At 75.4% G+C, this 25,675-nt stretch carries 22 protein-coding genes, 7 tRNA genes and 1 pseudogene; 12 read left to right on the top strand and 18 right to left on the bottom strand.

Going from position 1 to position 25,675, the window contains the following annotated elements:
• Positions 1–19: 19 nt before the first annotated feature.
• A tRNA-Val gene (locus tag KSE_RS07085) sits at positions 20–91 on the bottom strand.
• A 209-nt stretch (positions 92–300) separates the two neighbouring features.
• Positions 301–372, bottom strand: a tRNA-Val gene (locus KSE_RS07090).
• A 462-nt stretch (positions 373–834) separates the two neighbouring features.
• On the opposite strand from KSE_RS07090, the gene KSE_RS07095 reads away from it, so the two are divergent.
• The 3 genes from KSE_RS07095 (at position 835) to KSE_RS07105 (ending at position 2,713) form a co-directional block, all read left to right on the top strand.
• Positions 835–1,248 carry an SsgA family sporulation/cell division regulator gene (locus KSE_RS07095; protein ID WP_030459107.1) on the top strand — a complete coding sequence of 138 codons (414 nt, stop codon included), beginning with the start codon at positions 835–837 and terminating at the stop codon, positions 1,246–1,248.
• 288 nt (positions 1,249–1,536) lie between these two features.
• Positions 1,537–2,112 carry a CGNR zinc finger domain-containing protein gene (locus KSE_RS07100; protein ID WP_014134607.1) on the top strand — a complete coding sequence of 192 codons (576 nt, stop codon included), beginning with the start codon at positions 1,537–1,539 and terminating at the stop codon, positions 2,110–2,112.
• An 85-nt stretch (positions 2,113–2,197) separates the two neighbouring features.
• A complete protein-coding gene (locus KSE_RS07105) occupies positions 2,198–2,713 on the top strand; it encodes a DsbA family protein (protein ID WP_014134608.1) in 516 nt (171 codons plus the stop codon).
• A 40-nt stretch (positions 2,714–2,753) separates the two neighbouring features.
• On the opposite strand, the gene KSE_RS07110 is transcribed toward KSE_RS07105, so the two are convergent.
• From KSE_RS07110 to KSE_RS07120, 3 genes are all read right to left on the bottom strand, one after another.
• A complete protein-coding gene (locus KSE_RS07110; protein ID WP_014134609.1) occupies positions 2,754–3,599 on the bottom strand; it encodes a GNAT family N-acetyltransferase in 846 nt (281 codons plus the stop codon).
• A 65-nt stretch (positions 3,600–3,664) separates the two neighbouring features.
• A complete protein-coding gene (locus tag KSE_RS07115) occupies positions 3,665–4,483 on the bottom strand; it encodes an aminotransferase class IV (protein WP_014134610.1) in 819 nt (272 codons plus the stop codon).
• Positions 4,480–5,523 (bottom strand): chorismate-binding protein, encoded by a 1,044-nt coding sequence (locus tag KSE_RS07120; protein WP_033258165.1) that lies wholly within the window; start codon positions 5,521–5,523, stop codon positions 4,480–4,482. Before KSE_RS07120 ends, KSE_RS07115 begins: the two co-directional genes overlap by 4 nt.
• Before the next feature lie 303 nt (positions 5,524–5,826).
• Between KSE_RS07120 and KSE_RS07125 the strand changes: the two genes are divergently transcribed.
• The 5 genes from KSE_RS07125 to KSE_RS07145 all read left to right on the top strand — a co-directional run bounded on the left by KSE_RS07125 (position 5,827) and on the right by KSE_RS07145 (position 6,378).
• Positions 5,827–5,899 (top strand) — tRNA-Gly (locus KSE_RS07125).
• A 79-nt stretch (positions 5,900–5,978) separates the two neighbouring features.
• Positions 5,979–6,052 (top strand) — tRNA-Cys (locus KSE_RS07130).
• A gap of 36 nt (positions 6,053–6,088) precedes the next feature.
• Positions 6,089–6,160, top strand: a tRNA-Val gene (locus KSE_RS07135).
• A gap of 34 nt (positions 6,161–6,194) precedes the next feature.
• A tRNA-Val gene (locus tag KSE_RS07140) sits at positions 6,195–6,266 on the top strand.
• A 37-nt stretch (positions 6,267–6,303) separates the two neighbouring features.
• Positions 6,304–6,378 (top strand) — tRNA-Val (locus KSE_RS07145).
• Between the two features lie 240 nt (positions 6,379–6,618).
• Here the strand turns inward: KSE_RS07145 and KSE_RS42725 are convergent.
• Positions 6,619–6,795 (bottom strand): hypothetical protein, encoded by a 177-nt coding sequence (locus KSE_RS42725; protein WP_014134612.1) that lies wholly within the window; start codon positions 6,793–6,795, stop codon positions 6,619–6,621.
• Between the two features lie 626 nt (positions 6,796–7,421).
• On the opposite strand from KSE_RS42725, the pseudogene KSE_RS46475 reads away from it, so the two are divergent.
• Positions 7,422–8,657: pseudogene (locus KSE_RS46475) on the top strand (protein kinase domain-containing protein); the annotation flags it as partial.
• Positions 8,658–9,174: 517 nt separating this feature from the next.
• On the opposite strand, the gene KSE_RS46480 reads toward KSE_RS46475, so the two are convergent.
• Both KSE_RS46480 and KSE_RS07160 read right to left on the bottom strand, forming a co-directional pair.
• Positions 9,175–10,872: a hypothetical protein gene (locus KSE_RS46480; protein WP_014134614.1), complete on the bottom strand. Its 1,698-nt coding sequence runs from the start codon at positions 10,870–10,872 to the stop codon at positions 9,175–9,177.
• 16 nt (positions 10,873–10,888) lie between these two features.
• Positions 10,889–11,464, bottom strand: coding sequence for a GNAT family N-acetyltransferase (locus KSE_RS07160; RefSeq protein ID WP_014134615.1), 576 nt, complete (start codon positions 11,462–11,464; stop codon positions 10,889–10,891).
• 71 nt (positions 11,465–11,535) lie between these two features.
• Here KSE_RS07160 and KSE_RS38195 point away from each other — a divergent pair, with 71 nt between their 5' ends.
• Complete coding sequence (locus KSE_RS38195) at positions 11,536–12,093, top strand: hypothetical protein (RefSeq protein WP_014134616.1); 558 nt, start codon at positions 11,536–11,538, stop codon at positions 12,091–12,093.
• Between the two features lie 26 nt (positions 12,094–12,119).
• Here the strand turns inward: KSE_RS38195 and KSE_RS07170 are convergent, their stop codons facing one another.
• Positions 12,120–12,935, bottom strand: coding sequence for a hypothetical protein (locus KSE_RS07170; RefSeq protein WP_014134617.1), 816 nt, complete (start codon positions 12,933–12,935; stop codon positions 12,120–12,122).
• Positions 12,936–13,096: 161 nt separating this feature from the next.
• Between KSE_RS07170 and KSE_RS07175 the strand changes: the two genes are divergently transcribed.
• On the top strand, positions 13,097–13,486 hold the full coding sequence (locus KSE_RS07175; protein WP_407927430.1) for a hypothetical protein: 390 nt from the start codon (positions 13,097–13,099) through the stop codon (positions 13,484–13,486).
• Between the two features lie 55 nt (positions 13,487–13,541).
• Here KSE_RS07175 and KSE_RS07180 read toward each other — a convergent pair whose 3' ends face one another.
• Together KSE_RS07180 and KSE_RS07185 are read right to left on the bottom strand one after the other, a co-directional pair.
• Positions 13,542–14,345, bottom strand: coding sequence for a TrmH family RNA methyltransferase (locus KSE_RS07180; RefSeq protein ID WP_014134619.1), 804 nt, complete (start codon positions 14,343–14,345; stop codon positions 13,542–13,544).
• 43 nt (positions 14,346–14,388) lie between these two features.
• Positions 14,389–14,646, bottom strand: coding sequence for a hypothetical protein (locus KSE_RS07185; RefSeq protein ID WP_051055120.1), 258 nt, complete (start codon positions 14,644–14,646; stop codon positions 14,389–14,391).
• Here KSE_RS07185 and KSE_RS07190 point away from each other — a divergent pair.
• The gene (locus KSE_RS07190) at positions 14,620–14,886 is read left to right on the top strand and encodes a DUF6790 family protein (protein WP_033258151.1); all 267 of its coding nucleotides are present in this window, start codon (positions 14,620–14,622) and stop codon (positions 14,884–14,886) included. The two genes, KSE_RS07185 and KSE_RS07190, sit on opposite strands and share 27 nt — an antisense overlap.
• Positions 14,887–15,013: 127 nt before the next feature.
• Here KSE_RS07190 and cobA read toward each other — a convergent pair whose 3' ends face one another.
• From cobA to KSE_RS07225, 7 genes are all read right to left on the bottom strand, one after another.
• On the bottom strand, positions 15,014–16,246 hold the full coding sequence (gene cobA / locus KSE_RS07195) for a uroporphyrinogen-III C-methyltransferase (protein WP_014134621.1): 1,233 nt from the start codon (positions 16,244–16,246) through the stop codon (positions 15,014–15,016).
• Between the two features lie 166 nt (positions 16,247–16,412).
• On the bottom strand, positions 16,413–19,811 hold the full coding sequence (gene cobT, locus KSE_RS07200) for a nicotinate-nucleotide--dimethylbenzimidazole phosphoribosyltransferase (protein ID WP_014134622.1): 3,399 nt from the start codon (positions 19,809–19,811) through the stop codon (positions 16,413–16,415).
• Between the two features lie 608 nt (positions 19,812–20,419).
• Positions 20,420–21,658, bottom strand: coding sequence for a precorrin-6y C5,15-methyltransferase (decarboxylating) subunit CbiE (gene cbiE / locus KSE_RS07205; RefSeq protein WP_014134623.1), 1,239 nt, complete (start codon positions 21,656–21,658; stop codon positions 20,420–20,422).
• 256 nt (positions 21,659–21,914) lie between these two features.
• Entirely contained in the window at positions 21,915–22,541 is a 627-nt protein-coding gene (locus KSE_RS07210; protein ID WP_014134624.1) for a GNAT family N-acetyltransferase, read from the bottom strand.
• A 156-nt stretch (positions 22,542–22,697) separates the two neighbouring features.
• Positions 22,698–23,537 carry a MetQ/NlpA family ABC transporter substrate-binding protein gene (locus tag KSE_RS07215; RefSeq protein WP_014134625.1) on the bottom strand — a complete coding sequence of 280 codons (840 nt, stop codon included), beginning with the start codon at positions 23,535–23,537 and terminating at the stop codon, positions 22,698–22,700.
• 122 nt (positions 23,538–23,659) lie between these two features.
• Positions 23,660–24,400 (bottom strand): methionine ABC transporter permease, encoded by a 741-nt coding sequence (locus KSE_RS07220; RefSeq protein WP_014134626.1) that lies wholly within the window; start codon positions 24,398–24,400, stop codon positions 23,660–23,662.
• On the bottom strand, positions 24,397–25,425 hold the full coding sequence (locus KSE_RS07225; RefSeq protein WP_014134627.1) for a methionine ABC transporter ATP-binding protein: 1,029 nt from the start codon (positions 25,423–25,425) through the stop codon (positions 24,397–24,399). Before KSE_RS07225 ends, KSE_RS07220 begins: the two co-directional genes overlap by 4 nt.
• Between the last annotated feature and the right edge of the window lie 250 nt (positions 25,426–25,675).

Consider the following 25,675-nt stretch of genomic DNA (forward strand, 5'->3'; position numbering starts at 1 on the left):
GCCTGCGGTTGGTGCTCGGTGGGCGATACTGGGATCGAACCAGTGACCCCTTCGGTGTGAACGAAGTGCTCTCCCGCTGAGCTAATCGCCCGGGCAACGAGAAGAACTGTAGCACCACTTGGGGCCGGGTTCACAATCCGTTCCCCGGCCCGTTCCGCACCCCGTTCCGCGGACGGTCCCCCAGTTCCCCTTCCGGGAGGGCAGGTTGAATGCGCGTCAGAACTCCGGTCGGAGCACGCGGAAAAGGCGTAGGGCCCCGACCTGATAAACAAGTCGGAGCCCTACGCCTGTGCATTCCGGTGGGCGATACTGGGATCGAACCAGTGACCCCTTCGGTGTGAACGAAGTGCTCTCCCGCTGAGCTAATCGCCCGGGTGCAGGGAAAACATTACCCCATCCGCGCGGGTGCTCCGAACACCCTCGCCCCCGCCGAGCCCGCCACCGGCCCCGCGCCCCGGCGGACGCCCGGCGGCGGCGCCCCCGACCAGCGGCGCGACCGACCGACCGGACCATCCGCCCGGACCGGCCACGCCGAGTGACCGCCCGGCTCGGCGCGGTCGCCGCTCCGGACCGGCCGGCCCGGAGCGGGCCAGGTTCGTGGGTTCCTCCAGTTCCTCCGCGGCCCGCCCCGGTGCGACCGCCGGTAATGCCCTGGCGTTACCGGCCCGCCGCCCCGGCACCCGGACCGGCCGGAGGATTCCGCAATGCGCCGGAAGGGGTACGACTCGCACCGGAATCGGGACAGACGGGTTTACACCGGGCTTTCAGGTGGGATGGTCCGTTCGCCGACGTGCGATTCCCCGAGCGCACACTGAGCGAAAGGCCCTGGCGCTTATGAACACCACGGTCAGCTGCGAGCTGCACCTGCGCCTCATCGTGTCCAGCGAGTCCTCACTGCCCGTCCCCGCGGGCCTGCGCTACGACACTGCCGACCCCTATGCCGTGCATGCGACGTTCCACACCGGAGCAGACGAGACCGTGGAGTGGGTGTTCGCCCGCGACCTCCTCGCGGAGGGGCTGCACCGACCGACCGGTACCGGCGACGTCCGGGTGTGGCCGTCCCGCAGTCACGGTCAAGGCGTGGTTTGCATCGCCCTGAGCTCTCCGGAAGGAGAGGCCCTGCTGGAGGCCCCGGCCCGGGCGCTTGAGTCCTTCCTCAAGCGGACGGACGCCGCGGTGCCCCCCGGCACCGAACACCGTCACTTCGACCTCGACCGGGAGCTGTCCCACATCCTCGCCGAGAACTGAACCCCGAACGAGTACGCCCGCCGTCGCGCGGCGGCGGGAACGCCTCGATGCGCACCGTCCTACTCGGGGGCACGGTCGCAGCTCGCAGCCGCCCCGGCGGCCTCGGGGTCCCGCCCCGGGTGTCCCCTCCCACCGGAGGGGACACCCGGGGCGCAGTCGCGTCCCGGCCCGCTCGACCGTCCGCCCGCAGGCCCCGGTCTCGCCCCCGCCCGGGGCCCGGGCCGGTAGAGTCGGCGCGCGATGACCGACGCGACGGCCCGGGGCCGGCGCCGCGTGAGGAGCCCCCACGTGCTGATCACCCATGACACCGAGTGCGCGCTGAGCATCCTGGTGGAGCTGCTGAACACGGCGCCGGAGGCGTGCGGCAGCGAACAGCTGCCCGACGTGGCGGCACTGAGCGCGTTCGTGGTCCGGCAGGAGATCAGCGAGATCGACTCGCTCGGCCCGGCCGACCTGGCCGCCGTGCACGAGCTGCGCTCCCGGCTGCGCGAGGTGTTCTCGGCCGGGTCGGTCGAGCGGGCCGCCGGACTGGTGAACGCCCTGGTCGCGGAGGCCGGCACCACGCCCCGGCTGACCAACCACGACGACCACGGCTGGCACATCCACTACTTCGCCCCGCACGCCGCGGTCGGCCGGCACCTGGCCGCGGAGCTCGGCATGGCGCTGGCGTTCATCGTGATGGCCGGCGAGCTGGAGCGGCTGCGCCGCTGCGAGGCACCGGGCTGCGCCCGGGTGTTCGTCGACCTGTCGCGCAACCGTTCGCGCCGCTACTGCGACAGCCGCACCTGCGGCAACCGGCTGCACGTCGCCGCGTACCGGGCCCGGCAGCGCTCGGCGGAGGCGGTGCCGGCCACCGGCGGCTGAGCCCCGGCGGTCCGGAGCGATCCGGAGCGGCCCGGCGCGGTCCGGGCGGTCGGCGGGCGGGTGGCGGCCTGGGAGACTGGGCGGCATGAGTGATTCCTCCCCCGCCCCCTCCCCCGTCGCGCTGCCCCGGGTCGAGTTCTGGTGCGACCTGCTGTGCCCCGACTGCCGCACCGCGCTGGACGACGTCCGGGCGCTGCGGGAGCGGTTCGGCGACGCGCTGACCGTCGAGCTGCGGCACTTCCCGCTGGAGAAGCACAAGCACGCGTACCCGGCGGCCGAGGCCGCGGCGGAGGCGTTCGAGCAGGGCCGCGGCTGGGAGTTCGCCGAGGCCGTGCTGGACCGGCTGGAGGAGGTCGAACGGGGCGGGGCCCGGGCGCTGGTGGAGATCGCGGGCGCGGTCGGGCTGGACGCGGACGAGGTGGACACCGCGCTGATCGACGGCCGGCACATGCTGTGGGTCGACGCGGACGTGGCCGAGGGCCGGGCGATCGGCGTGGAGGGCACGCCGACGTACGTGGTGGCCGGGGAGCGGCTGGACGGCGGGAAGTCGCAGGACGGGCTGCTGGAGCGGATCGTCGGGCTGCTGGAGCGGAACGGCTGAGCGGCTGAGCGGCTGAGCGGGCGGGCGGGCGGGCCGGCGGTCAGAGCAGCGGCTTGTTGAGCACGTACCGGGTGGGCCGGTAGCCCAGCGACTCGTACAGGCCGATGGCCACCGCGTTGGTGCTGAACACGTTGAGGCCGAGGTGGCGGACGCCGGCCCGCAGGCACTCGCGCTCGGCGAGGTGCATCAGGGCGCGGCCGTGGCCCCGGCCGCGGTGCTCGGGGGCGACCTCGACCACCATCACCCAGGCGATCGAGCCGCCGTCGGGGTGCCGGTCCTGGTGGAGGGTGACCCAGACGGTGCCGAGGACGGTGCCGTCGGCGTCCCGCAGGCGGCGCAGCACCGTCCCGACCGTGCCGAGGCCGGCCGGGAGGGCGCGGCGGTGGTCCTCGGCGGCCCGGGTGGCGGCCTCGTCGGCGCCGAGGCCGCCGGCGACCAGGTCGGCGCGGTAGCCGTCGATGGCGGTCTGCCGCCAGGCCGGGAACTCCTGCTCGGTCATCGGATGGGCCGTCAACCCGGCGGGCAGCGGCGGGAGTTCGCCGAGGTCCTTGTCGAGGTTGCGCATCTGCTCGACGTACCCGAGGGTCTGCGCGAGGCGCAGCGCGACGGTGGCGCCGGCCGGGACGAGGAGCTGCGCGCGGACGCAGCCCCAGGAGCGCAGCACCTCCTCGGCGGCCAGCACGGCGACGGTGCCGCGGCCGCGGCGGCGGTCGGGCTCGGCGATCTCCAGTTCGCAGATCTCGCCCGGGTACCGGCCGCTGCGGGCCCACGCGTTGGTCCGCAGCCCGCCCACCCGCCGCCCGTTCACCATGACGTGCCAGCGCTGCGTCCGCCCGCCGCCGACCCCCGGCTCCTCGGCCCCGTCGGGCCGCAACGTGGTGGTCATGCCGTCTCCCCTTCCCGCCCCTGGCACGCTTCTACCCCGCCCGTCCTACCCCGCCCCGGCCGTCGTCAGACCGGGTCGCCGTCCTTGGCCGCCCGCTCCGCGAAGACCTCCATCGCCTCACGCGTGACCCGGCCGACGCCGGGCAGTTCGCGGTCGTCGACCCGGGTGACGGCCTGGACGTCGCGGAGGGTGGAGGTCAGGAAGACCTCCTCGGCGTCGGCGAGGGCTTCGAGGGGGAGGTCGGTCTCCTCGGCGCCGGTCCAGTCGAGGACGAGGCGGCGGGTGATGCCGGCCAGGCAGCCGGAGGCGAGGGTGGGGGTGAGGAGGCGGCCGCCGAGGACCACGAAGACGTTGGAGCCGGTGCCCTCGCAGAGCCGGCCGGCCGTGTTGGCGAACAGGGCCTCGCTGGCGCCGGCCCGGTGGGCGGCGGCGAGGGCGACGACGTTCTCGGCGTAGGAGGTGGTCTTGAGGCCGGCGACGGCGGAGTGCTCGTTGCGGCGCCAGGGGACGGTGACGACGGCGGTGGTCTCGGGGCGGGGGTTGGCGCTGCCGAGGGCGACGACCAGGCTGGGGGCGGCGGTGCCGCGTTCGGAGCCGAGCGGGGAGGTGCCGCCGGTGTAGGTGATGCGGAGGCGGCCGAGCGGCAGCGGCTTGGCGGCGAGGACGGCGGCGCACGCCTCGCGGACTCGGTCGTGGTCGGGGTCGGGCAGGCCGAGGCCGCGGGCGGAGCGGGTGAGGCGGTCGAGGTGCCGGGTGAGCGCGAAGGGTTCGCCGTGCTCGGTCTTGAGCGTTTCGAAGACGCCGTCGCCGACGGTGAGTCCGTGGTCGAGGACGGGGAGTGCGGCGTCGTCCTCGGCGGTGAGGGTTCCGTTGACCCAGATCATCGGCGGGTTGCTCCTTCGGGTGTCTCGGGGGTGCCGGTGGAGGCTATCGCCACCAGTCGGGCGGCTTTCAGCTCGGTTTCCCGCCATTCGCGGTCGGGGTCGGAGTCCCAGGTGATTCCGGCGCCGGTGCCGAATTTCAGGACGGGCGCGCCGGGGTCGGTCCGTTCGATCCAGAAGGAGCGGATGCCGACGGCGAGTTCGGCTTCGCCGTGGTCGGCGTCGACCCAGCCGATCGCTCCGCAGTAGGGGCCGCGGGGGGCGGTCTCCAGGGCGCGGATGATCCGCAGGGCGCTGCTCTTGGGGGCGCCGGTGACGGATCCGGGCGGGAAGGTGGCGGCGAACAGCTCGGGCCAGCCGGCGTCGGGGCGCAGGGTGCCCTGGACGGTGGAGACCAGGTGGACCAGGCCGGGGTGCTTCTCGACGGCGCACAGGTCGGGGACGGTGACGGTGCCGGTCCCGCAGACCCGGCCGAGGTCGTTGCGGACCAGGTCGACGATCATCACGTTCTCGGCGTGGTCCTTGTCGAGCAGGTCGTCCTCGGTGCGGCCGGTGCCCTTGATCGGGCCGGACAGCACGGTGCGGCCGCGCCGGGAGAGGTAGAGCTCGGGCGAGGCGGTGGCGATCTCGACGCCGTGCCCGGGGAGGCGGATCGTTCCGGCGTACGGCGCGGGGTTGTGGGCGGCGAGCAGGCCGGTGAGGGCGTCGATGTCGGTGCGGTCGGGGTCGGGCAGCGGCGCGCTGAGGACGCGGCACAGGTTGGCCTGGTAGACCTCGCCGGCGGCGATGTGCTCGCGGATCCGGCGGACTCCGGCCCGGTAGGCGTCGGCGTCGAGGGAGCTGTGCCAGGCGTCCGGGGCGGGGCCCTGCCAGCGGTCGGTGGCGGGCGGGGCCGGATCGGGGCGGACGTCGGCGAACCGGGCGCAGGTGAGCCGTCCCTCGAAGTCGTGGGCGACGGCCCAGAATCCGCCGTGTTCGAAGGCGGCCGGGTCGTGGGTGACTTCGCGCAGCCCGGTGGCGAGGCGGCCGGCGAAGCGGGCCATCGGCTGGTCGGGGCTGGGCGGGGAGGTGCGGCCGGACACGGTTCTCCTGCGCGGATTTCGGTGCTGCCCGCTGCTGGTCCGCGCGGACGCGGGGCGGGCCCCGGGGGATCGCCCCGGTACCGGGAAGTCTAGGTCGGGGGCCTCCGGGAACGACCGGGCCGGGCCGGGCGGTTCGGCGTCCGGCGGCCACCCCCGCGCCACGCTGCGGGAACGGATTTTTCAGCTGGGCCGGGAATCCGCTAGAGTTCAACACGTCGCCAGGGAGCGCAGCCGGGAAAAACCGGAAAGCACCTCGGGAGACAGGCGGACGTGGCTCAGTTGGTAGAGCATCACCTTGCCAAGGTGAGGGTCGCGAGTTCGAATCTCGTCGTCCGCTCGATGGAGAACAGGGTAGGATCTTTCTCCAGGAGTTCAACACAGCAGTAGCAGTAGGACAGCAGTACAAGAAGTTGCCTGGTGGAGTGGCCGAGAGGCGAGGCAACGGCCTGCAAAGCCGTGTACACGGGTTCAAATCCCGTCTCCACCTCCAAGAGGTTCCGTTCGGTCTCGACCGACGGTCCTCCCCGCGCGATTAGCTCAGCGGGAGAGCACTACCTTGACACGGTAGGGGTCACTGGTTCAATCCCAGTATCGCGCACTGGTCTTCGGATCACGATCCGACGGATCGACCCGCGCGATTAGCTCAGCGGGAGAGCACTACCTTGACACGGTAGGGGTCACTGGTTCAATCCCAGTATCGCGCACTCAGGCTTCCCACCTGCGGAAAGTCCTGGCGCACCCGCGCGATTAGCTCAGCGGGAGAGCACTACCTTGACACGGTAGGGGTCACTGGTTCAATCCCAGTATCGCGCACCACGGTTGAGAGCCGCAGTCCGACATCGGACTGCGGCTCTCGTCGTTCCGGCGGTGGGATGGAACGGGACGGGACGGGGCGGGGTGGAAGGGAACGGCGAAGGGCCGGGAACGGCACGCCCTCACCGACGTGTCGTTCCCGGCCGTCCGTCTGGCCGGAGCTGCAGCCTGTGCCACTCACTCGGTCCGTCCACGACCGTGAGGGCGGCTCCGGCCGGCGAAGACCCCTACCCCATGAGGGGGTCAGCGCCCGATCAGGTCGGCGACCGCTTTGGTCTGGGTCGCCAGTTGGTCCCACGCTCCGAACAGGGCGAGCAGCAGCACGGCGCAGGGCAGGACGATGGCGAGGGCGACGACCGGGTGCCGGGTCTCCGTGGCGGGGAGGTGGCGGCGGCGAAGGGCTCTGCTGAGCGGTGCCATGGTGTGCTGTGCTCCTGCCGGGCTGGTGCTGCTGCGTGGTCGGGTTCGTCGGGTGGGACCGGGGTGCGGTTCCGTTGGCAGCGGGGGCGGCTTCTCGGGGGACGAGCGGGGCCGCCCTCGCTGGTAACAACCGTATGCGGCGGGACTTTCGGGGTCCTCATGCCCGCGCACGGTTCCGACCGCCTCCGCTGGGATGAGGCGCGGCGCTCCGGCGTACTCCTGGAGGCGGAGACGGGGTGGCCGGTACCCCTAGACCGGTCCGGGGGCGGCCCTTGGGGGCCGGGCGGTCCGGCGGTCAGCCCGGCGGGCGGGGTGGGGTGCTGACGGGCTGTCGGCGGTGGGGCGGGGAGCCGGCGAGGGTGGGGCGAGGGGTTGGCGCGGGGGTGGCCGGGCGGCGCGGGCGGATCGGTTCGGGCCCGGATCGCCGCTGGTGGTGGGCGGGTTCGGGGCGGCCCCGGAACACACGTACGGCGTCAATCCGACAATCCGACCGGCGGTTCGCGTGTTGCGTGTCGACGCGGGGTCGCCGCCTGTCCGTAAGCTGTCCCGAGACAGTCGTCTGACGATGCCCCGATCCGACGGGGCCTCACTCCGCGGGCGGACGGAACGGAAACGGGTACGGGCAGATGGCAATGATGCGGCTGAGGCGTGAGGACCCCCGCATCGTCGGCCCGTACCGGCTGCACCGGCGGCTGGGCGCCGGCGGGATGGGCGTGGTGTACCTCGGCTCCGATCGCAAGGGGCAGCGGGTCGCGCTGAAGCTGATCCGCGCCGAGCTGGCCGAGGACGCCGAGTTCCGCACCCGGTTCGCCCGGGAGATCGCCGCCGCCTCGCGGATCCGCGGCGGCTGCACGGCCCGGGTGGTCGGCTCGGACATCGAGGCGGACCGGCCCTGGCTGGCCACCGCGTACGTGCCCGGGCCCTCGCTGTACAAGCAGGTCTCCGAAGAGGGGCCGATGGCCTGGGCGGACGCGGCGCGGATCGGCTCCGCGCTGGCCGACGGGCTGGTGAAGGTGCACGAGGCCGGGGTGGTGCACCGCGACCTCAAGCCGTCGAACATCCTGCTCTCCCCCAAGGGTCCGCGGATCATCGACTTCGGCATCGCCTGGTCGCGCGGCGCCTCCACCCTCACCCACGTCGGCACCGCCGTCGGCTCGCCCGGCTTCCTGGCGCCCGAGCAGGTGCGCGGCGCGGCCGTCACGCCCGCCACCGACGTGTTCGCGTTCGGGGCGACGCTGGCGTTCGCGCTGACCGGCGAGTCGCCGTTCGGGTCGGGCGCCTCGTCCGAGGTGATGCTGTACCGGGTGGTGCACGAGGAGCCGGACCTGACCGGCATCCCGCCGGTGCTGGCGCCGCTGGTGCGCGCCTGCCTGGCCAAGGAGCCGTCCGAGCGCCCGCCGGCCGCGGCGCTGCACGAGCGCCTCAGCGAACTCGCGGCGCGCGGCGGGAGCGGTGGCGGCCGGGCCGGACGGGCGGCGGCCGCCGCCGCCGGTCGGGTGGACGAGGCGGGGGCTCCGGCGGCTCCGGCGGCCCCGGCGGCTCACGTCGAGGAGGCCGAGGCGCGGCCGGTCCGGCCCGGCGCGGCGGCGGGCGGCGGTGTCCGCCCGGGCGCGGCGGGCGGGCGCCCGGTGGCCGGCGGCCGCCCGGCGGGCAGCCGGGCGGAGAGCGGGCGCCCGGCGGCGAAGGCGGACGGCCCGGGCGGGCCCGGCGGCCGGGCGGTGGCCGCGCCCGCGATGCCACGGCAGGACGCCGCGCGCCCCGCCGCCCGCCCCGGCGGCCCCGGCGGGCGGCACCCGGCCCGGGACGGCGACACCGTCCGCGAGCGCCGCCCCGCGCACCTCGGGCAGCGCACCCCCGTACCCGGCCGCGACCGCACTCCCCCGCCCGGGCGCGTCCCGCACACCCTGGGCGGGCGGCCGACCCCCCGCCAGCGGCTGCTGCGGCAGCGGCTGGTGGTGTTCGTCACGGTCACCCTCGGCGTGGCACTGGCCATCGCCGTCGCGCAGGGCTGTGAGAACCGGGACGCGCAGGGCCTCGCCCCGCGCCCCGACACCGTGGTGACCGGCCAGGCCGGGCAGACCGGGCAGGCCGCCGGGACGGCGCTGTCGGTGGACGGCGCGGGCGCCACGGGGCACGCGGAGACCGGGCTCGCCCCGTCCCTCGGCACCCCGCCGCAGGTCGACTGGCCCAACCTGAGCTACACCGACCCGTCCGGCGGCCCGGCGATCCGGCTGCGCGACGGGCACTCCACCGAGGGCGGCCCGCCGGTCTCGCTGGCCGCCGTGCTGCCCGCCCGCTACCGGGACGCGCAGGCCGCGCTGGTGGTGCTGCGCCGGCTGGAGGGCGCGGTGCCGGTCGACCTGGTGCAGCTGTACGGCTTCACCGGCGGCGCCCCCGTCCTGATCGCCGACCGGGCCTCGGCCGCCAACCCGGAGGCCGGCGCGGTCTGGCGGGTGGAGAACGGCGCGCTGATCCGCGAGGAGAAGGTCGACCGGACCGGCGCGGTCTCCTCGACCCGGTACACCGTCCGCGCGGACGGCGGCCTGGAGGAGTCCTGGCCGGGCTCGGGCGTCTCGGGCTCGGCGCGCTAGCCGTTCTGCCGACGGCGGGTCGGGCGGGGTCCTGACCGGGCTCGGCGGGCCTGGTCGTGTCACAGCCCGGCGGCGTCCAGCATCGCCCGCATCTCCTCGACCGGCAGTGCCGGGTTGGCGGCGGCGGCCTCGGCGACCGGCGCGGACGGGTCGGCGAGCAGCGCGCGCAGTGAGGCCGGGGTGAGGCCGGGGTGAGGCCGGGGTGGCTCGCGGCAGTGTGGCGGACGCGCTGCTCCGGGTCGGCGGCCAGGCGTTCCAGTAGGTGGGCGGGCAACTCGGAGTCGCGTAGCGCGAGTTGGCGCATCCGGGGTTCGGGATCGGTGGCCAGGCGGCGCAGCGCGGTGACGGGTAGCGGATGGCTGTCGGCGGGGCGCCAGTGCATCCGCTTGGGCGGGCGGTGCTCGCGGTCGAGGCGTTCGGCGGTGGCCAGGTCGATCGGGTCGGGGCTGCTCGCCGCGGCGGCGAGCGCGACCTCGTTGTCGGGGTCGGCGAGCAGCCGGGCGCGGGCCTCGGTGGGCAGGCCGGGTGCCCGGGCGGCGGAGCGGCGGATGACGGCGTACGGCGAGTCGAGGTGCGGCAGCGGGTCGGCGGTGGCCCAGGGCAGGTGCAGCAGCCAGAGCCCGACACCGATCTCGAACCGGTCGATCTCGATCTCGATGGCGGTCTCCTCGTCGACGTCCTCCCCCGGTGGTTCGAACGGGCCGGTGAGCGAGTCGTGGAGGGCGGCGCGGTCGGCGTCGGGGGTGTCGGGGCGGGCGAAGACGGCGAGGCGGACCGTCGCGCGCGGGTCGGCGGCGAGGCGGTCGCGGATCGCGGCGGGCAGCCGGGGGTGGGTGGCGAGGGCGCGGCGGACCTCCGGGTCGGGGTCGGCGGCGAGGCGGTCGAGGTCAGTGGTGTCCGGGTCGCAGTGCGGGACGGCGCCGGCCCGGGTGGGCGGGTCGGCGAGCAGGGCCGGCACCAGGTCGGCGGGCGGGACGGGGTGCGGCAGGCGGCGGAAGTACCGGGCGCAGGCGGCGGCCCGGACCCGCTCCTCGGGGTCGGTCAGCAGGATGCGGCGGACGGGTTCGGGCGCGTCGGGCCACCACTGGGCGAGGGCGGCGCGGACCTCCGGGTCGGGGTCGCGGGCGAGCCGGGCGCGCAGGTCGGCGGGGGTGCGGTCGGACTCGGCGAGGGTCGTCCGGACCCGGGGGGACGGGTCGGCGGCGAGCCGTTCCCACAGGTGGCGGTCGTCGGGCGCGCCGGCGCGGACCAGCGCCACCCGGACCCGCTCGTCGGGGTGGTCGGCGAGGCGGTGGTGCTCGGCCCGGGGCAGCGGCTGGTGGAGGACGGTGGAGGTCGGGTGCCGTTCGAGCAGGGTGGCGAGCTGTCCCGCGGTCAGGTCGGTGCGGGCGGCGAGTTGGCGGGTGTACCGGCCTCCGGTGCGGGCGAGCAGGCGGTCGACCAGGTCGGCCGGCAGCGCGGGGTTGGCGGCGAGGCCGGTCAGCATGCGGTCGGTGCTCCGTTCAGCGGTCGGCGGTGAGGCGGGTGCGGGTGGCGGGCCAGGTGGTGGCGGGCAGCGTGTAGTGGAGCAGGCCGTGCGACGCGGAGGAGGCGGCGGCGGGGTTGGCGGGGCGGGCGCCGAGGCGGGTGACGGCTTGGCGGGAGCGGGTGTTGGCGGCGTCGACGCGCCAGCGGATCTCGGTGAAGCCGAGGGTGTCGAAGGCGTGCGCCATCAGCAGGAGCTTGGCCTCGCGGTTGGCTCCGGTGCGCCACCAGCGGCGGCCGAGCCAGCTGCCGCCGATCTCGATCCGGCCGGTGCGGACGTCCCAGCTGTGCAGGTTGGTGGTGCCGATGGCGGCGGTGCTCGCCCGGTCGAGGACGGCGAGCGGGAGGCGGTGGCCGCGGGCGGCGTCGGCGAGGCGGGCGGTGACGATCGCGCGCAGGTCGTCCTCGGTCTGCGGGGTGGGGGCGCTGAGGTGGCGCCAGACCTCCTCGTCGCGGCCGCCGGCGGCGAACAGGGCGGGGACGTGCGCGGTGCTGAGCGGTTCGAGCCGCACCAGGCGGCCCTCCAGGACGACGGGTGTCGGTGCGGTCGGCATGGCCGGGACGTTACCGGAGGGGGCCGAACGCGCGGTGACGGCTTGTCAGTACGGGGCGGCAGCATGTGCGCATGATGTGGACGACCGACGCGATGCACGTCGCGTACTGCCAGTACTTCCTGTACGGACCGGAGTTGCCGGACGGCTGGGACGCACACGCGCTGGACCGGCTGTTCCACGGGAACGGCGTGGCCGCGGGCTGCCCGGACCACCTGACGGTGCTGTGCGGGACGCACACGGGGCTGGTCCGGCTGGCGGTGGGGAGCGCCGGGGGGCGGCCGCCGGAGCCGGGGCCGGAGTGGGAGAGCGTGGTGGAGCTGTCGCTGTACAGCAGCGGCGAGTTGCGGCTACGGGCCTGGGACGGGGTGGACGTCGCCGGGCCGGGGAACCTGGCGCGGGCCGGGCGCGGCTGGTACCGGGTGCGGGTGCAGACCCGGGGGCGGGACCGGGGGCGGGAGGCGGACACGGCGGCCCGCGCGGTGGAGGAGCACCGGCTGACGCTGTGGCCCGCTCCCCCGGCGCCGGACCTGGTGCTGCGGGTCGGCGACCTGACCGGCCGCCGGCACCACGACCCGCGGCGGCCGGCGCCGCAACCGATCAGCCCGCCGGCGGCCCGCCGGGCCGCGTAGGAAGGCGTGGCGTGGCAGCGGCCGGCTCAGAAGTGGTCGGCGCCCGACCAGCTGTACCAGCCGCCGCCGAGGTCCGTGTAGGAGACGGTGGGCTTGGCGGGGAGGCCCTGCGGGAGGTAGGCGTAGCCGTGCGGGGCGAAGACGCCGGCGCCCGCGATGGTGAACGTGACGCCGCCGGAGGCGAGTTCGGCGTGTTCGAGGCGGTAGCCGGCCACCCAGGCGGCGTCGGTGGAGCCGGTGGCGAGGGTGTGCCGGGCGTGGGTGGTGAGGGTGTCGCGGGAGGCCGCGAACCGGGCGTCGGCCGGGACGTCGTAGTGGATCAGCAGGGCGCCGGCGGTGAGCAGCAGCGGGACGGCGGCCCAGCGCCACCGGCCAGGCGCGGGGGCGTCCCGGTGGGCCCAGGGGGTCTGCTGCCAGAGCAGCCAGCCGCCGGGCAGGGCGAGCAGGGTGAACGCGCCGAGTCCGAGCAGTCCGTAGTCGGCGCCGGGCACGCTGCAGCCGAGCAGCAGGGCGGTGACGCCGAGCGCGCAGCCGAGCAGGACGCTGTTGCCGGGGCGGGCGGGCGGCCGCAGCCGGGCGCGGTGGCGGTGGGCCAGCCAGCCGGCGGGCAGCAGGACGAGGGCCAGCAGCGGGAGCGTGACCGGTACGAAGAGCACGGTCAGCAGCGTGCCGAGGAAGCCGGCCAGGACGCAGGCCACCATCAGCGCGCCGTGCACTGAGCCGTGCGGCAGGCAGAGCACCGCGGCGAGCAGGGCGGCCAGCACCAACGGGCCCCGGTAGCCGGGCAGTCGGGCGTAGTCGCGGAGTCGGGCGAGGGCGCGCTCTCCAAGGGTGATGATCACACCGCACTGTCTAGCGGAGGACCCGGTGCGGAGGGAAGTCCGGTGGTCCGTCGGCCGTCCGATAATGGGGGTGACCAGTGGGCGCGGCCCAGTGGGTCCGACCGCGGCCGGTCCCGGCGGCGGCGGACGGTGATCCGGGAGGTGCGGGGACGATGGCCCTGGTGGAGGGAGAGCGCGTCAGGCTGCTCGACGACCTGGCGCTGGGCGGGGCGTCCGTCGGGGCGTCCGTCGGGGCGTCCGTCGGGGCGGACGGCCCGCCGGCGGGTTTCCTGCTGCTGGGCGCGGGCGTCGAGGGCACCGTCGTCCGGGTCACCGGGGAGCTGCCGCCGCCCGAGGAGGTGCGCGAGTACGAGCGGCTGCGGGCCCTGTTCGAGGACTACGGGCACACCATGCCCGCCGAGAGCCTGCGCCGGCTGGAGGCGCAGCTCGCCGAGCTGGAGCCGAGCTGGCGGGCGTACGGGGAGCTGGGCCCGCGCTCGTCGGTGCGGGTGCGCTTCGACAACGGCTTCGTGCTGGACGACGCGGACGCGGCGCTGTTCGCCGCGGCCTGAGGCCCGCCTCCCGCGCCTCCCGGGGGCTCGCCGACGCGCCTCCCGGGCGGGCCGGTCAGCCGTGGTTGACGGCGTAGAAGGCGATCGCGGCGGCCGCGCCGACGTTCAGCGAGTCGATGCCGTGCGCCATCGGGATCCGCACCCGCTGGTCGGCGGCGGCGAGGGCCTTCGGGGTGAGGCCGTCGCCCTCGGCGCCGAGCATCAGCGCGGCCTTGGGCAGCAGGTGCGGGCGGGCGGCGGTGAAGTCCTCGGCGCCGGAGGGGGTCAGGGCGAGCAGCTCGAACCCGGCGTCCCGGACGGCGCCGAGCGCGTCCGGCCAGGGGTCGAGGCGGGCGTACGGGACGGAGAACACCGCGCCCATCGAGGTCTTGACGGCCCGCCGGTAGAGCGGGTCGGCGCAGTCCGGCGAGAGCAGCACCGCGTCCATGCCGAGGGCGGCGGCGGAGCGGAAGATCGCGCCGAGGTTGGTGTGGTCGACCAGCCCCTCCAGGACGGCGACCCGGCGGGCCCCCGCGAGCACCTCGGGCGCGCCGGGCAGCGGCTTGCGCTCCATCGAGGCGAGCGCGCCCCGGTGCACGTGGTAGCCGGTGACCCGTTCGGCGAGGACCGGGTCGACCAGGTGGACGGGGGCGTCCGTCCCCTCGATGACGTCCGCCATCACGCCGAGCCACTTGGCGGTCAGCAGCATCGACCGCATCCGGAAGCCCGCAGCGAGCGCCCGGCGGATCACCTTCTCGCCCTCGGCGATGAACAGTCCCTCGGCGGGCTCCCGCCGGCGCCGCAGTTCGACGTCGGTCAGGTCGGTGTAGTCGCTCAGCCGGGGGTCGGCGGCGTCGGTGACGGTGAGTGGCTCGGACACCGGACGATTTTCGCACGTCGGGGCCGGGTGCCGCGGCCCGCGCTCAGCCGGCCTCCCCGGCTTTCCCCGCCGGGCGCCGTACCGGGACGGGGGCGGCGGGGGCGGCGGCGGGGGCGGGGGCGAGCAGGGCGGCGAGCCGCCGGGTGTCGGCGAGGTACCGCTCGTAGGGGAAGCCGGATTCCAGCAGGGCGGCGCGGAACTCCTCCTCCAGCGGTTTGCCCTCGGCCAGGAAGGCGGCCAGGCCGAGCGGGGTGAGGGTGACCAGGCGGCGGCGGTGGGCCGGGTCGATGTCGACCGCCACGTACCCCTCGGCCTCCAGCGGGCGCAGGGCGCGGCGGCCGGCCACCTCCACCAGTGGTTCGCCCACGGCGACCACGCGGCCGGGAACACCGGCGGCATCCTGGCCACCGACCTGCTGATCCCCGCCGTCATGATCGCCCTGGCCGCCCGCGACCTGCGACACGCCGCCCGGACCGTCCGGACCGTCCGGACCGCCCCGACCGGGCAGCCTGCCGCCCGAGCCCGGCGGCGTGTCGCCTGAGCTCGGCGGCGTGTTGCCCGAGCCCGGCGGCGTGTCGCCCAAGCCCGGCGGCCGCGGCCCGGCGGCCGGAAACGACGAAGGGGAACGGCCCGCGGCCGTTCCCCTTCCCGCTGCGCGCGCCGTCCGGCTAGCCGCCGAGGACGTGGACCACGTCGCCGATCACGATGACCGCCGGGGGCTTGACGCCCTCGGCCTCGACGGTGGCGCCGATGGTGGCGAGGGTGGCGTCGACCCGGCGCTGGCCGGCGGTGGTGCCCTCCTGGACGACCGCGACCGGGGTGTCGGCGGCCCGGCCGTGGGCGACGAGCTCGGCGGCGATCGCGCTGATCTTGTCGACGGCCATCAGCAGCACCAGGGTGCCGGTCATCCCGGCGACGGCCGCCCAGTTGGTGAGCGAGCGGTCGCCGGGGCCGACGTGCCCGGAGATGACGGTGAACTCGTGGGTCAGGCCGCGGTGGGTGACCGGGATGCCGGCGGCCGCCGGGACGCTGATCGAGGAGGAGATGCCGGGGACGACCGTGACCGCAACGCCCGCCTCGACGCAGGCGAGCAGCTCCTCGCCGCCGCGGCCGAAGACGTACGGGTCGCCGCCCTTGAGGCGGACCACGAACCGGCCCGCCTTGGCGTGCTCGATCAGGGTCCGGTTGATCGCCTCCTGGGCCATGTAGCGGCCGTACGGGATCTTGGAGGCGTCGATCACCTCGACGTGCGGGGGCAGCTCGGCGAGCAGTTCGCGGGGGGCGAGGCGGTCGGCGACGACCACGTCGGCGTCGGCGAGCAGGCGGCGGCCGCGGACGGTGATCAGGTCGGGGTCGCCGGGCCCGCCGCCGACCAGGGCGACGCCGGCGCCGCGGGCGCGGTACTGGCGGGCGGCGAGGGAGCCGTCGCGCAGGCCGGCCACGATCGAGTCGCGCAGCGCGGCGGAGTGCCGGGGGTCGCCGGTGAGGACGGCGACGGTGGCGCCGGAGTCGTGGCCGGAGGCGGGCGTCCAGGCGGTCGCGGCGGAGGCGTCGTCGCTGCGCGAGCAGAACACCCGCAGGCGCTCGGCCTCGGCGGAGACGGCGGTGTTGACCGCCGGGTCGTCGGTGGCGACCAGGGCGTACCAGGTGTCGGCGAGGTCGCCGTCCGCGTACGGACGCTGGTGCCAGGTGATCTCGCCGGCGTCGGCCATCGCGGAGACGGCGGGGGTGGTGGCCGGGGATATCAGGTGGATCTCGGCGCCGGCCGCGATCAGCGCGGGCAGTCGGCGCTGGGCGACCTGTCCGCCGCCGACGACGACGACGCGGCGGCCGGCGAGCAGCAGCCCGACCGGGTACGGGGTGAGGCCCTGGGTGGACGGGTGCGGCGTGGGCGCGGTCATGAGGGGGAGCTCCTGGGTGGCGGCGGTGCTGGGCGGTCCGGCGGCGGGCCGGACGGCCCGTGGGCGGGAGCCCTGTGCCGGCGCGCCCTTGAGCCGGTACGGGTGGGGGCCCCGGCCGCCCCCTCTCGCACTGGTGGGGGTGGCCGGGGCGGCCGGGAACGGCGGGTCAGACCTTCTCGGTGACTCCGGCGGAGTCGAAGGTGGCTACATCGTGCATCGCCCGGGCCGCGCTCTGCACCAGCGGGAGGGCCAGCAGGGCACCGGTGCCCTCGCCGAGCCGCAGGTCGAGGTCGATCAGCGGGCGCAGGCCGAGCTTGGCGAGCGCGGTCTGGTGGCCGGGTTCGGCGGAGCGGTGCCCGGCGATGCAGGCGGCCAGCACCTCGGGGGCGATCGCCTTGGCGACCAGGGCGGCCGAACCGGCGATCACGCCGTCCAGGATCACCGGGACGCGCAGCGAGGCCGCGCCGAGCAGGAACCCGGCGATCGCGGCGTGCTCCAGGCCGCCGACGGCCGACAGCACGCCGATCGGGTCGGCCGGGTCGGGCTTGTGCAGGTCGAGGGCCTGCCGGATGACCTCGACCTTGCGCAGGTGCGTCTCGTCGTCGATGCCGGTGCCGCGCCCGGTCACCTCGGCCGGGTCGGTCTCGGTGAAGACCGAGATCAGCGCGGCGGACGCGGTGGTGTTGGCGATGCCCATGTCGCCGGTGATCAGCACCTTGTTGCCGGCCGCGACCAGGTCGCGGGCGGTCTCGATGCCGACCTCGATCGCGCGCAGCGCCTCGTCCCGGCTCATCGCCGGGCCCTGGGTCATGTCGTCGGTGCCGGGCTTGACCTTGCGCGGCAGCAGGCCGGTGGTGCGGCCCTGCTGGATCGCGTCCGGCAGTTCGGCGGCCACGCCGACGTCGACCACGCACACCTCGGTGCCGACCTGCGCGGCGAAGGCGTTGACCACCGCGCCGCCGGCCAGGAAGTTGCCGACCATCTGCGCGGTGACCTCCTGCGGCCACGGGGTGACGCCCTGGGCGTGCACGCCGTGGTCGCCGGCGAAGATCGCCACGCAGCCGGGCTCCGGGATCGGCGGCGGGCACTGCCGGGCCAGGCCGGACAGCTGGGCCGCGATCAGCTCCAGCACGCCGAGCGAACCGGCCGGCTTGGTCATCCGCTTCTGCCGGTCCCACGCCTCGCCGAGCGCCTTGGCGTCCAGCGGGCGGATGCCGCGCAGCGTGTCGGACAGCAGGTCGTGCGGCTCCTCGCCGGGCAGCGCGCGGTTGCCGTACTGCTCCTCGTGCACCACCCAGGAGAGCGGACGCTTCTTCGCCCAGCCCTGCTGCTGCAGCTCCGGCTCGTCCGGGAACGCGTCCACGTAGCCGACGCACAGGTAGGCGACGACCTCCAGGTGCTCGGGCAGGCCGAGCTCGCGGACCAGCTCCTCCTCGTCGAAGAAGCTCACCCAGCCGACGCCCAGGCCCTCGGCCCGGGCCGCCAGCCACAGGTTCTCCACCGCCAGCGCGGCCGAGTACGGGGCCATCTGCGGCTGGGTGTGCCGGCCCAGGGTGTGCCGGCCGCCACGGGTGCGGTCGGCGGTCACCACGATGTTGACCGGCGTCTCCAGGATCGCCTCGATCTTGATTTCCTTGAACTGCTTCGCCCGGCCCTTGGGCAGCGAGTCCGCGAACGCCTCGCGCTGGCGCTCCGCCAGTTCGTGCATCCTCCGGCGGGTCTTCGCGGAACGGATCACCACGAAGTCCCACGGCTGCGAGTAGCCGACGCTGGGCGCGGTGTGCGCCGCCTCCAGCACCCGGATCAGCACCTCGTGCGGGATCGCGTCCGACCGGAAGCCGTTGCGGATGTCGCGCCGCTCCCGGATCACCTGGTGCACGGCCTCCCGGCCGGCCTCGTCGTAGCCGGGCGCGGCGGGCGGGCGCTCCTCCTCGGCGACGGGACCGGCCTCGGGCTCGGCCTCGGCGACGGGACCGGCCTCGGGCTCGGCCTCGGCGACGGGACCGGCCTCGGGCTCGGCCTCGGCGGCGACGGGCTCGGCCTCGGACTGGGCCTGGACGGCGGGCTCGGGCTCGGCGGCGACGGGCGCGGCGGCTTCGACTGCCTCGGGCTCGGCGGCGACGGGCGCGGCTTCGACCTCGACGACCGGCGCCTCGACCGGGGCCTCGGGCTGCTCGACCGGCGCGACCGGCTCGGTGGCGACCTCGGCCTCGGCCTGGACCTCGGCAGCGGGCTCGGGCTGCGCGGCCTCGGGCTGCTCGGCGGGGGCCTCCGCAGCGGGCTCGGCTTCGGTCGCCGGCTCCTCGGCGGGGGCCTCGACGGCCTCGGGCGCCACCTCGACGGCGACGGACTCGACGGCGACGGACTCGACGGCGACGGGCTCGACGGCGTCCACGGCCTCGACCGGCTCGGCGACGGCGGGCTCGACCGCAACGGCCTCGGCGGGGGCGGGCTCGGCGGCCGGGGTCTCCGGCTCCAGCAGCGGCAGGCCGGCGGGCGCGGCGAGGAAGGCGGAGATGCGCCGGTGCGCACCCCGTCCGGACGACTTGGCGGCCGCGTCGGGGATCGGCTCCGCGACGGCCTCGCCGCTCACCGTCTCCGCGTTCACGACCTCGGCCGCAGCGGGCTCGGTCTCAGGCTCGGTCTCGGCCGCAGCGGGCTCGGCGACGACGGCCGCAGCGGGCTCGACGACCTCGACCGCCTCGGCGGCGGCCGGCTCGGACACCGCCTCGGCCTCAGCCTCGGTCGCGGGAGCGGGCACGGCAGCGGGCTCGACGGCGACCGGCTCCGCGACGGGGGTCGCCTCGGCCACCGGCTCGACGAACACCGGGGCCAGGCTCGCGGCGGGCGCGGCCTCGACCGGCACGGCGGCGACGACGGCCGCGGCGGCCTCCACCACCTCCGGCTGCACGGGCGCGGGCACCGGGACGGCCTGCACCGCGACCGGCACCGGCACACCCTGCGCGGGCGTCGCCGCCTGCTGCACCGGCTCGGCAACCGGCACCGGCACCCCGTACGCGGGCGTGCCGCCGGGCACGGACGGGCCACGGTCGGCGAGTGAGCGGACCGGGACGTGACCGGTCATCAGGGACGGGTCCGGGATCGGCGGTCCGGCGTGCAGCGGGCGGCGCGGCTGCGGCGGCACCGGCTGCTGGACGGCAGCGGGCTGCGCCTGCGGGGCGCCGAGGTGCAGGGTGCCGGCGGCGTCCTCCTCGGCGGGCGCCTCGACCGCGGCGGGCGCGGCCGGCACGGCGGCCTCGACCGGCACGGCGAGGGTGAGGACGGGCGGTTCGAGCGGCGGCCAGGACGGCGCGACGGGCGTGCCGGGCGGCTGCTCGACACCAGCGACACCAGCAGTACCGGCAACACCGGCAACACCAGCGGGCACGGCAGCGGCTTCGGCCGCCTCCGCGCCCTCGGCGGCGGGCTGCACGGCGTCGCCCCAGGCGGTCTGCGGGCCGGGCATCAGCAGGACGTCGTCGTCCTCGTCGCCGTCGGGCTGGTCGAGGAAGGTGTACGCGGGCCGCTGGTCGCCGTGCCAGGACCCGGCGGGTGCACCAGGCACACCGGGCGCACCGGGCGCACCGGGCGCACCGGGTACAGCGGGCGCACCGGGTGCGACCGGCGCGGCGGGCTGGAGGGGCGCGCCGAGGTGGGGCTCCGGAACGGGTCCGCCGGGCCCGGGTTCGGGCGCGAGGGGACCGGCGCTGGGGGCGTGGCCGCCGTCGGTCATGTCAATGCTCCTTCCAGGCCGCTTGCGCGTCCTCGGCGAGGTCCCCGGAGGCCCCGCCCACTTCGCCGGAACGGAACCGCACCGACCCGTCCCTTACTCCACCGGCCGTCACCCGCACGGGTGGCGTGCCATCAGAAACAACGACGGCCCCGGGCAACCGGCACGACCGCGCGGCCGCTCCGGACCCTCACGGCATTCTTCCGGGCGGGTGCGCACCACGTCGAATGCCCGCGAAGCGGGCCGTTCCGGGGTGCAACGTGTCAAATGGGCTGCAACCGGACCTGATCGGACGCGGTGCTGCTTCGACGGGTTGGTCCCCCGGGGAAACCCTACCGGCCGTAACCGGGGCCGATCTCGAAACCGTGTCCGGATGCGACCGGGATCACCGTACCCCTTGGTCCGGACAGCGCGCGGGGGCGCGTTCGGAGCTCTTCCGGAGCTCAGTCGTACGGTTCGCCCCAGATCAGCAGGGTGTAGTCGCCGCGTCCGAAGGAGGGTCCGGCGCCGTCGGCGGGTTCGGCGCGCAGGGGGGCCGACTGGAGCAGCAGGCCGTCGGTGCGGTAGCCGGCGCCGTCCAGGATGTGCCGGGTCTCGGTGGCCTCGGCGAGGGTGCGGGCGACGGCGACCAGGCGTTCGGGTTTGCGGGCGGCGATGGCGCGGACCATCGCGGGGCCGCCGTGCTCGACGGCGGCGGCGTCGGGTTCGGGGAGGGCGCCGAGCACCTCGGGGCCGGAGCCGGCGGCGGTCTCGACCTCGACGCCGGCCTTGCGGGCGTTGGCGGAGATCCGGGCGCAGTCGGCGGGCTCGGCCTCGACGGCGACCACGGCGGCGCCGAACCGGGCGGCTTCGACGGCGAGCGCGCCGTCCCCGGCGCCGACCGTCCAGAGCAGGTCGCCGGGGGCGGGGGCGAGCCGGGCCAGGGCCAGCGCGCGGACGTGCGGCGGGAGTGCGCGGGGGCGCCGGGCCTCGGCGTCCGCTCCGGCGTACGCCTGGCTGGGGAGCGCCCAGCCGCGCTGGGCGCCGGGGTGGTCGAGGGGTTTGCCGGCCAGCCAGCCGGCGGCGGCCTCGGCGGGCGGGACGTTGCCGATGACCAGGACGACGGAGGGGTCGCGCCAGTCGTGGTCGGGGACGCGTTCGGAGGTGAGGACGGTGACGTCCTCCTCGGAGGTGCCGAGCGCCTCGCAGACCACGAAGGTGCGGGGGACGCCGCGCAGCATCAGGGCGAGTTCGCTGGGGCCGGCGCCGCCGGTGGTGAGGACGGCGACCTTGGGGTGCGCCCGGCAGACGTTGGCCGCGCGGCGCAGGCGCCCGCCGTGGGCGGAGACCACCTGGGCGTCCTCCCAGGCCATGCCGGCCCGGGCGAAGGCGGTGGCCACCGAGGAGACGGCGGGCAGCACTTCGAGTTCGAGGCCGTACTCGGGGCGGCGCAGGGTGCGCACCACGCCGAAGAAGCCGGGGTCGCCCTCGGCGACGACGACGGCGGTGCCGCGGTGGTCGGCGATCCGGCGGGCGGCGGCCCGCAGGTCGGCGAGGCCGATGCGTTCGGCGCGTTCGGGGACGGGGAGGGCGGCGAGCTGGTAGCCCGCCCCGGCGACCAGGGTGGCTCCGGCGAGCGCGCCGGCGGCGGCCTGGGTCAGTGGGGTGCCGTCCCACCCGATGACCGTGATCCGGTCAGCCATCTGCGGCTGTTCTCCCTACGCCGTGTCCGCCCCTGGTGGGGTGCGCCGGGGGCGCTCCCTGGGCAGAGGCTACCGCCTGGCCGGGGTGGTGCGGAGCCGTGGCGCGCGCCGGGGTGTGAACAACGGGCGTACGGACGTGCGGACTCCGCGCGCGGAGGGGCGCGGAGGGGCGCGGAGAGGTACGGAGGGGCGCGGAGAGGCGCGCGGCGGGGCGGGGCGTCAGCAGGCTGGGACGGGGCGTCAGCGGGCCGGGGCGTCAGCGGGGCAGCGCGTGGTAGCGGTCGTCGGGATGGACCGGTTCCGGCGGGTCGAGGTCCTCGGGGAGCAGGCTCCACACGATCAGGTCGGTGTGCTCCTCGGGGCCTGGTCCCCATTCGCCGCCGCGGACTATGGCGGCGTTGCGCAGCACGCCCTCGCTGATCGCGCCGGTCTTCTGGGCGACCTGCTGGGCGGCGGTGTTGCCGGCGGCGGTGCGCAGTTCGAGGCGTTGGAAGCCGCGGTCCTCGAACAGCCACTGGGCGGTGCCGAGGACGGCCTCGGGCGCGTAGCCCTCGCCGCGGGCCCAGGGGGCGGTGACGAAGCGGACCTCGGTGGCGCGCAGGTGCCAGTCGGTGCGGTCGAGTTCGAGCAGGCCGACCAGCCGCTGGGTGAGGTGTTCGGTGACGGCGAAGACGATTCCGCGTCCCCGGGCCCGCCGTTCGGGGGCGTGCCGGGTGATCAGTTCGCGGGCGTCGTCCGGCCGGTAGGGGCGGGGGTGGCCGGTCCAGGTCTGGACGAGTTCGTCGCCGAGCATGGCGGTCAGTCCGGGGGCGTCCTGCTCCTCAAGGGCGCGCAGCAGCAGCCGTTCGGTGCTGATCGCTGTCTCGGGGAAGTTCGCAACCATGCCGTCTCTCCTCGCCGGGTCGTGGACACACCGTACGCCCCGCCCCTTCGTCGGGCGTGCCAGCGTACCCGCTCCGCACCTCACGGCTCGTCAGCACGGTGCCCCCGGCGGGGAGGCCGGGGGCACCGAGGGGGTGCCGGACGGTCGGGCGAGGGGTCAGAACGCCGGGATGACGGCGCCCTGGAAGTTGTCGTTGATGTACTTCTTGACCTCGTCGGAGTGCAGCAGCTCGGCGAGCTTCTTGACCCGCGGGTCGCTCTCGTGGCCCTTCTTGACGGCCAGGATGTTGGCGTAGGGGTTGCCCTCGGCCTTCTCCAGCACCAGGGCGTCGGTGGCGGGCTTGAGGTTGGCGCCCAGCGCGTAGTTGCCGTTGATGACGGCGGCGTCGACGTCGTCGAGGGAGCGCGGCAGCTGGGCCGCCTCCAGCTCCTTGAACTTGAGGTTCTTCGGGTTGGTGGCGATGTCCTGGACGGTGGCGGTGGTGCCGGCGCCGCTCTTGAGGGTGATGACGTTGTTGGCGGCGAGCAGCTTGAGCGCCCGGCCCTCGTTGGTGGCGTCGTTGGGGACGGCGACCTGGGCGCCGTCCTTGAGCTCGCCGACGCTCTTGACCTTCTTGGAGTAGACGCCGAGCGGCTCCAGGTGGACGGTTTCGACCGAGACGATGTCGGTGCCGTTCTTCTTGTTGAAGTCGTCCAGGTAGGGCTGGTGCTGGAAGTAGTTCGCGTCCGCGGAGCCGTCCTGGACCGAGGTGTTGGGGGTCACGTAGTCGGTGACCTCCTTGACGTCCAGCTTGAGGCCGGCCTTGGCCGCCAGGTTGTCCTGCACGAACTTGAGGATCTGCGCGTGCGGGGTGGGGCTGGCGACGACCACCAGGGGCTTGTTCGGGTCGGCGGAGGCGCCGGAGCCGGAGCCGGAGTCCGAGGAGCAGGCGGCGAGGGTGAGCGCGAGGCCGGCGGCGGTGGCGGTCAGGGCGGTGGTCTTCAGGACGTTACGCACGAAAAGTGCCTTTCTGCGGGATGCGAACGGCCCTGGTGGGGCCGGGGGTGCCCGTCCCGTGGTGCGGGGACGGGAAGTCGGTGGGAGGAGGAGCGGAGGAGCGGAGGGGCGGAGGAGTCGGGTCAGCGGGAGGAGAGCAGGTCTTCCTCGGTGCCGTCCGGTTTGGCCGTGGCGGAGCGGAAGAAGCCGAGCGGGCTGCGGTAGTCGCCGCGGTGCGAGAGCCGGCGGGCGGCGAAGTCGCCGAGCAGCTGGATCGCGGTGACGATGACGACCAGCTCGGCGACGATGACCCACATGAAGGCGGTCTCGAAGCGCAGGTAGCCGTAGCGGATGGCGAGGTCGCCGAGGCCGCCGCCGCCGACCGTGCCGGCCATCGCGGAGTAGCCGATCAGGGCGATCACCGTGGTGGTGGCGGAGGCGACCAGCGAGGGCAGCGCCTCGGGCAGCAGGGTCTTGCGGACGATGGTGCCGGTGCCGGCGCCCATCGACTTGAGCGCCTCGACCAGTCCGCCGTCGACCTCGCGGATCGCGGTCTCCACCAGCCGGGCGAAGAACGGGATCGCGCCGATCGCGAGCGGGACGCTGGCGGCCTGCCAGCCGAGCGTGGTGCCCGCGACCGCCCGGGTGAGCGGGAGCACGGCGACCATCAGGATCACGAACGGGATGGAGCGGCCGAGGTTGACGACCGTGCCGAGCACCCGGCTGACCGCCAGGTTCTGCAGCAGGCCGCCCCGGTCGGTGAGCACCAGCAGCAGCCCGAGCGGCAGGCCGATCACCAGGCTGGCCAGGCCGGCGATGCCGACCATGCCGAAGGTCTCCCAGGTGGCGGGCCACATGAGTTCCTGCATCTGGTCCCAGGTCATGCCGCCGCTCCGTTCGACAGGTCGAGGACGTCCACCTGGAGGCCCTGTTGGCGCAGGTAGCCGATCGGCACCACGTTGTCGGTGTGGCTGCCGGGCAGTTCGACCCGCATCCGGCCGACCAGCCGGCCGGCGATGGTCTCGACGGCCGCGCCGAGGATGTTGATGTCGATCTGGTAGGTGCGGGCCAGCTGGGAGACGAACGGCTGGGCGGGCGCGTCGCCCTGGAAGGTGATCTCCAGGACGGTGCGCTCCGGGTCGCCGCCGGTGCCGAAGTCGCCGAGCGGGAAGAGGTCCCGGGCGATCCGCGAGTGGCCGTCGGCGAGCAGGTCGGTGAGCTGCCCGGCCTCGACGACCCGGCCGCCGCGCATCAGGGCGGCCGAGTCGCAGACCGACTTGATGACCTCCATCTCGTGCGTGATCAGCAGGACGGTCAGGCCGAGCTGCTGGTTGAGCTCGCGCAGCAGCCTGAGGATCGAGCGGGTGGTCTCCGGGTCGAGCGCGCTGGTGGCCTCGTCGGAGAGCAGCACCTTGGGGTCGCCGGCCAGTGCCCGGGCGATGCCGACGCGCTGCTTCTGGCCGCCGGAGAGCTGGCCGGGGTAGCTGCGGGCCTTGTCGGCGAGGCCGACCAGGTCGAGCAGTTCGGCGGCCTTGCGGCGGCGCTCGCGGCGGTCCAGGCCGATGATCTCCAGCGGCAGTTCGACGTTGTCCTGGACGGTGCGCGAGGAGAGCAGGTTGAAGTGCTGGAAGACCATGCCGATCCGCTGCCGGGCGGCGCGCAGCTCGCGCCCGGCGCGCTGCTCGCTGCCGGACAGCGCGGTCAGTTCCACGCCGTCGACGGTGACGGTGCCGGAGGTGGGCCGCTCCAGCAGGTTGACGCACCGGATCAGGGTGGACTTGCCGGCGCCGCTGGTGCCGACGACCCCGAACACCTCGCCCTGCCGCACGTGCAGGTCGACGTCGTCCAGCGCCCGGACCTCGCGGTCCTGGGAGCGGTAGACCTTGGTCAGGCCGTTGGTGGTGATCACAGCTGCTTCCGTTGTTCGTCTGCGGACAGCCGTGGGGCGTCCGCGCCAGTGGCGGGAGGGGCACGCGGGTGCCGGGGGAAGAGCGGGCGGCCGGCGTCGCTACGATCATGTCCGCCGGTCGGCCGGGCCGCCTGTGGGCGTGGCCCTAACGAGTCATCAGCGGACGGGGCGTCAACGGGTGCCGGGCGAGTGCCTCAGCGGCGACACATTCGACGGCAGCACATGCGCGACTCACCTGCCGGCGTCGCGC

The sequence above is a fragment of the Kitasatospora setae KM-6054 genome (assembly GCF_000269985.1).
Taxonomy (GTDB): Bacteria; Actinomycetota; Actinomycetes; order Streptomycetales; family Streptomycetaceae; genus Kitasatospora; species Kitasatospora setae.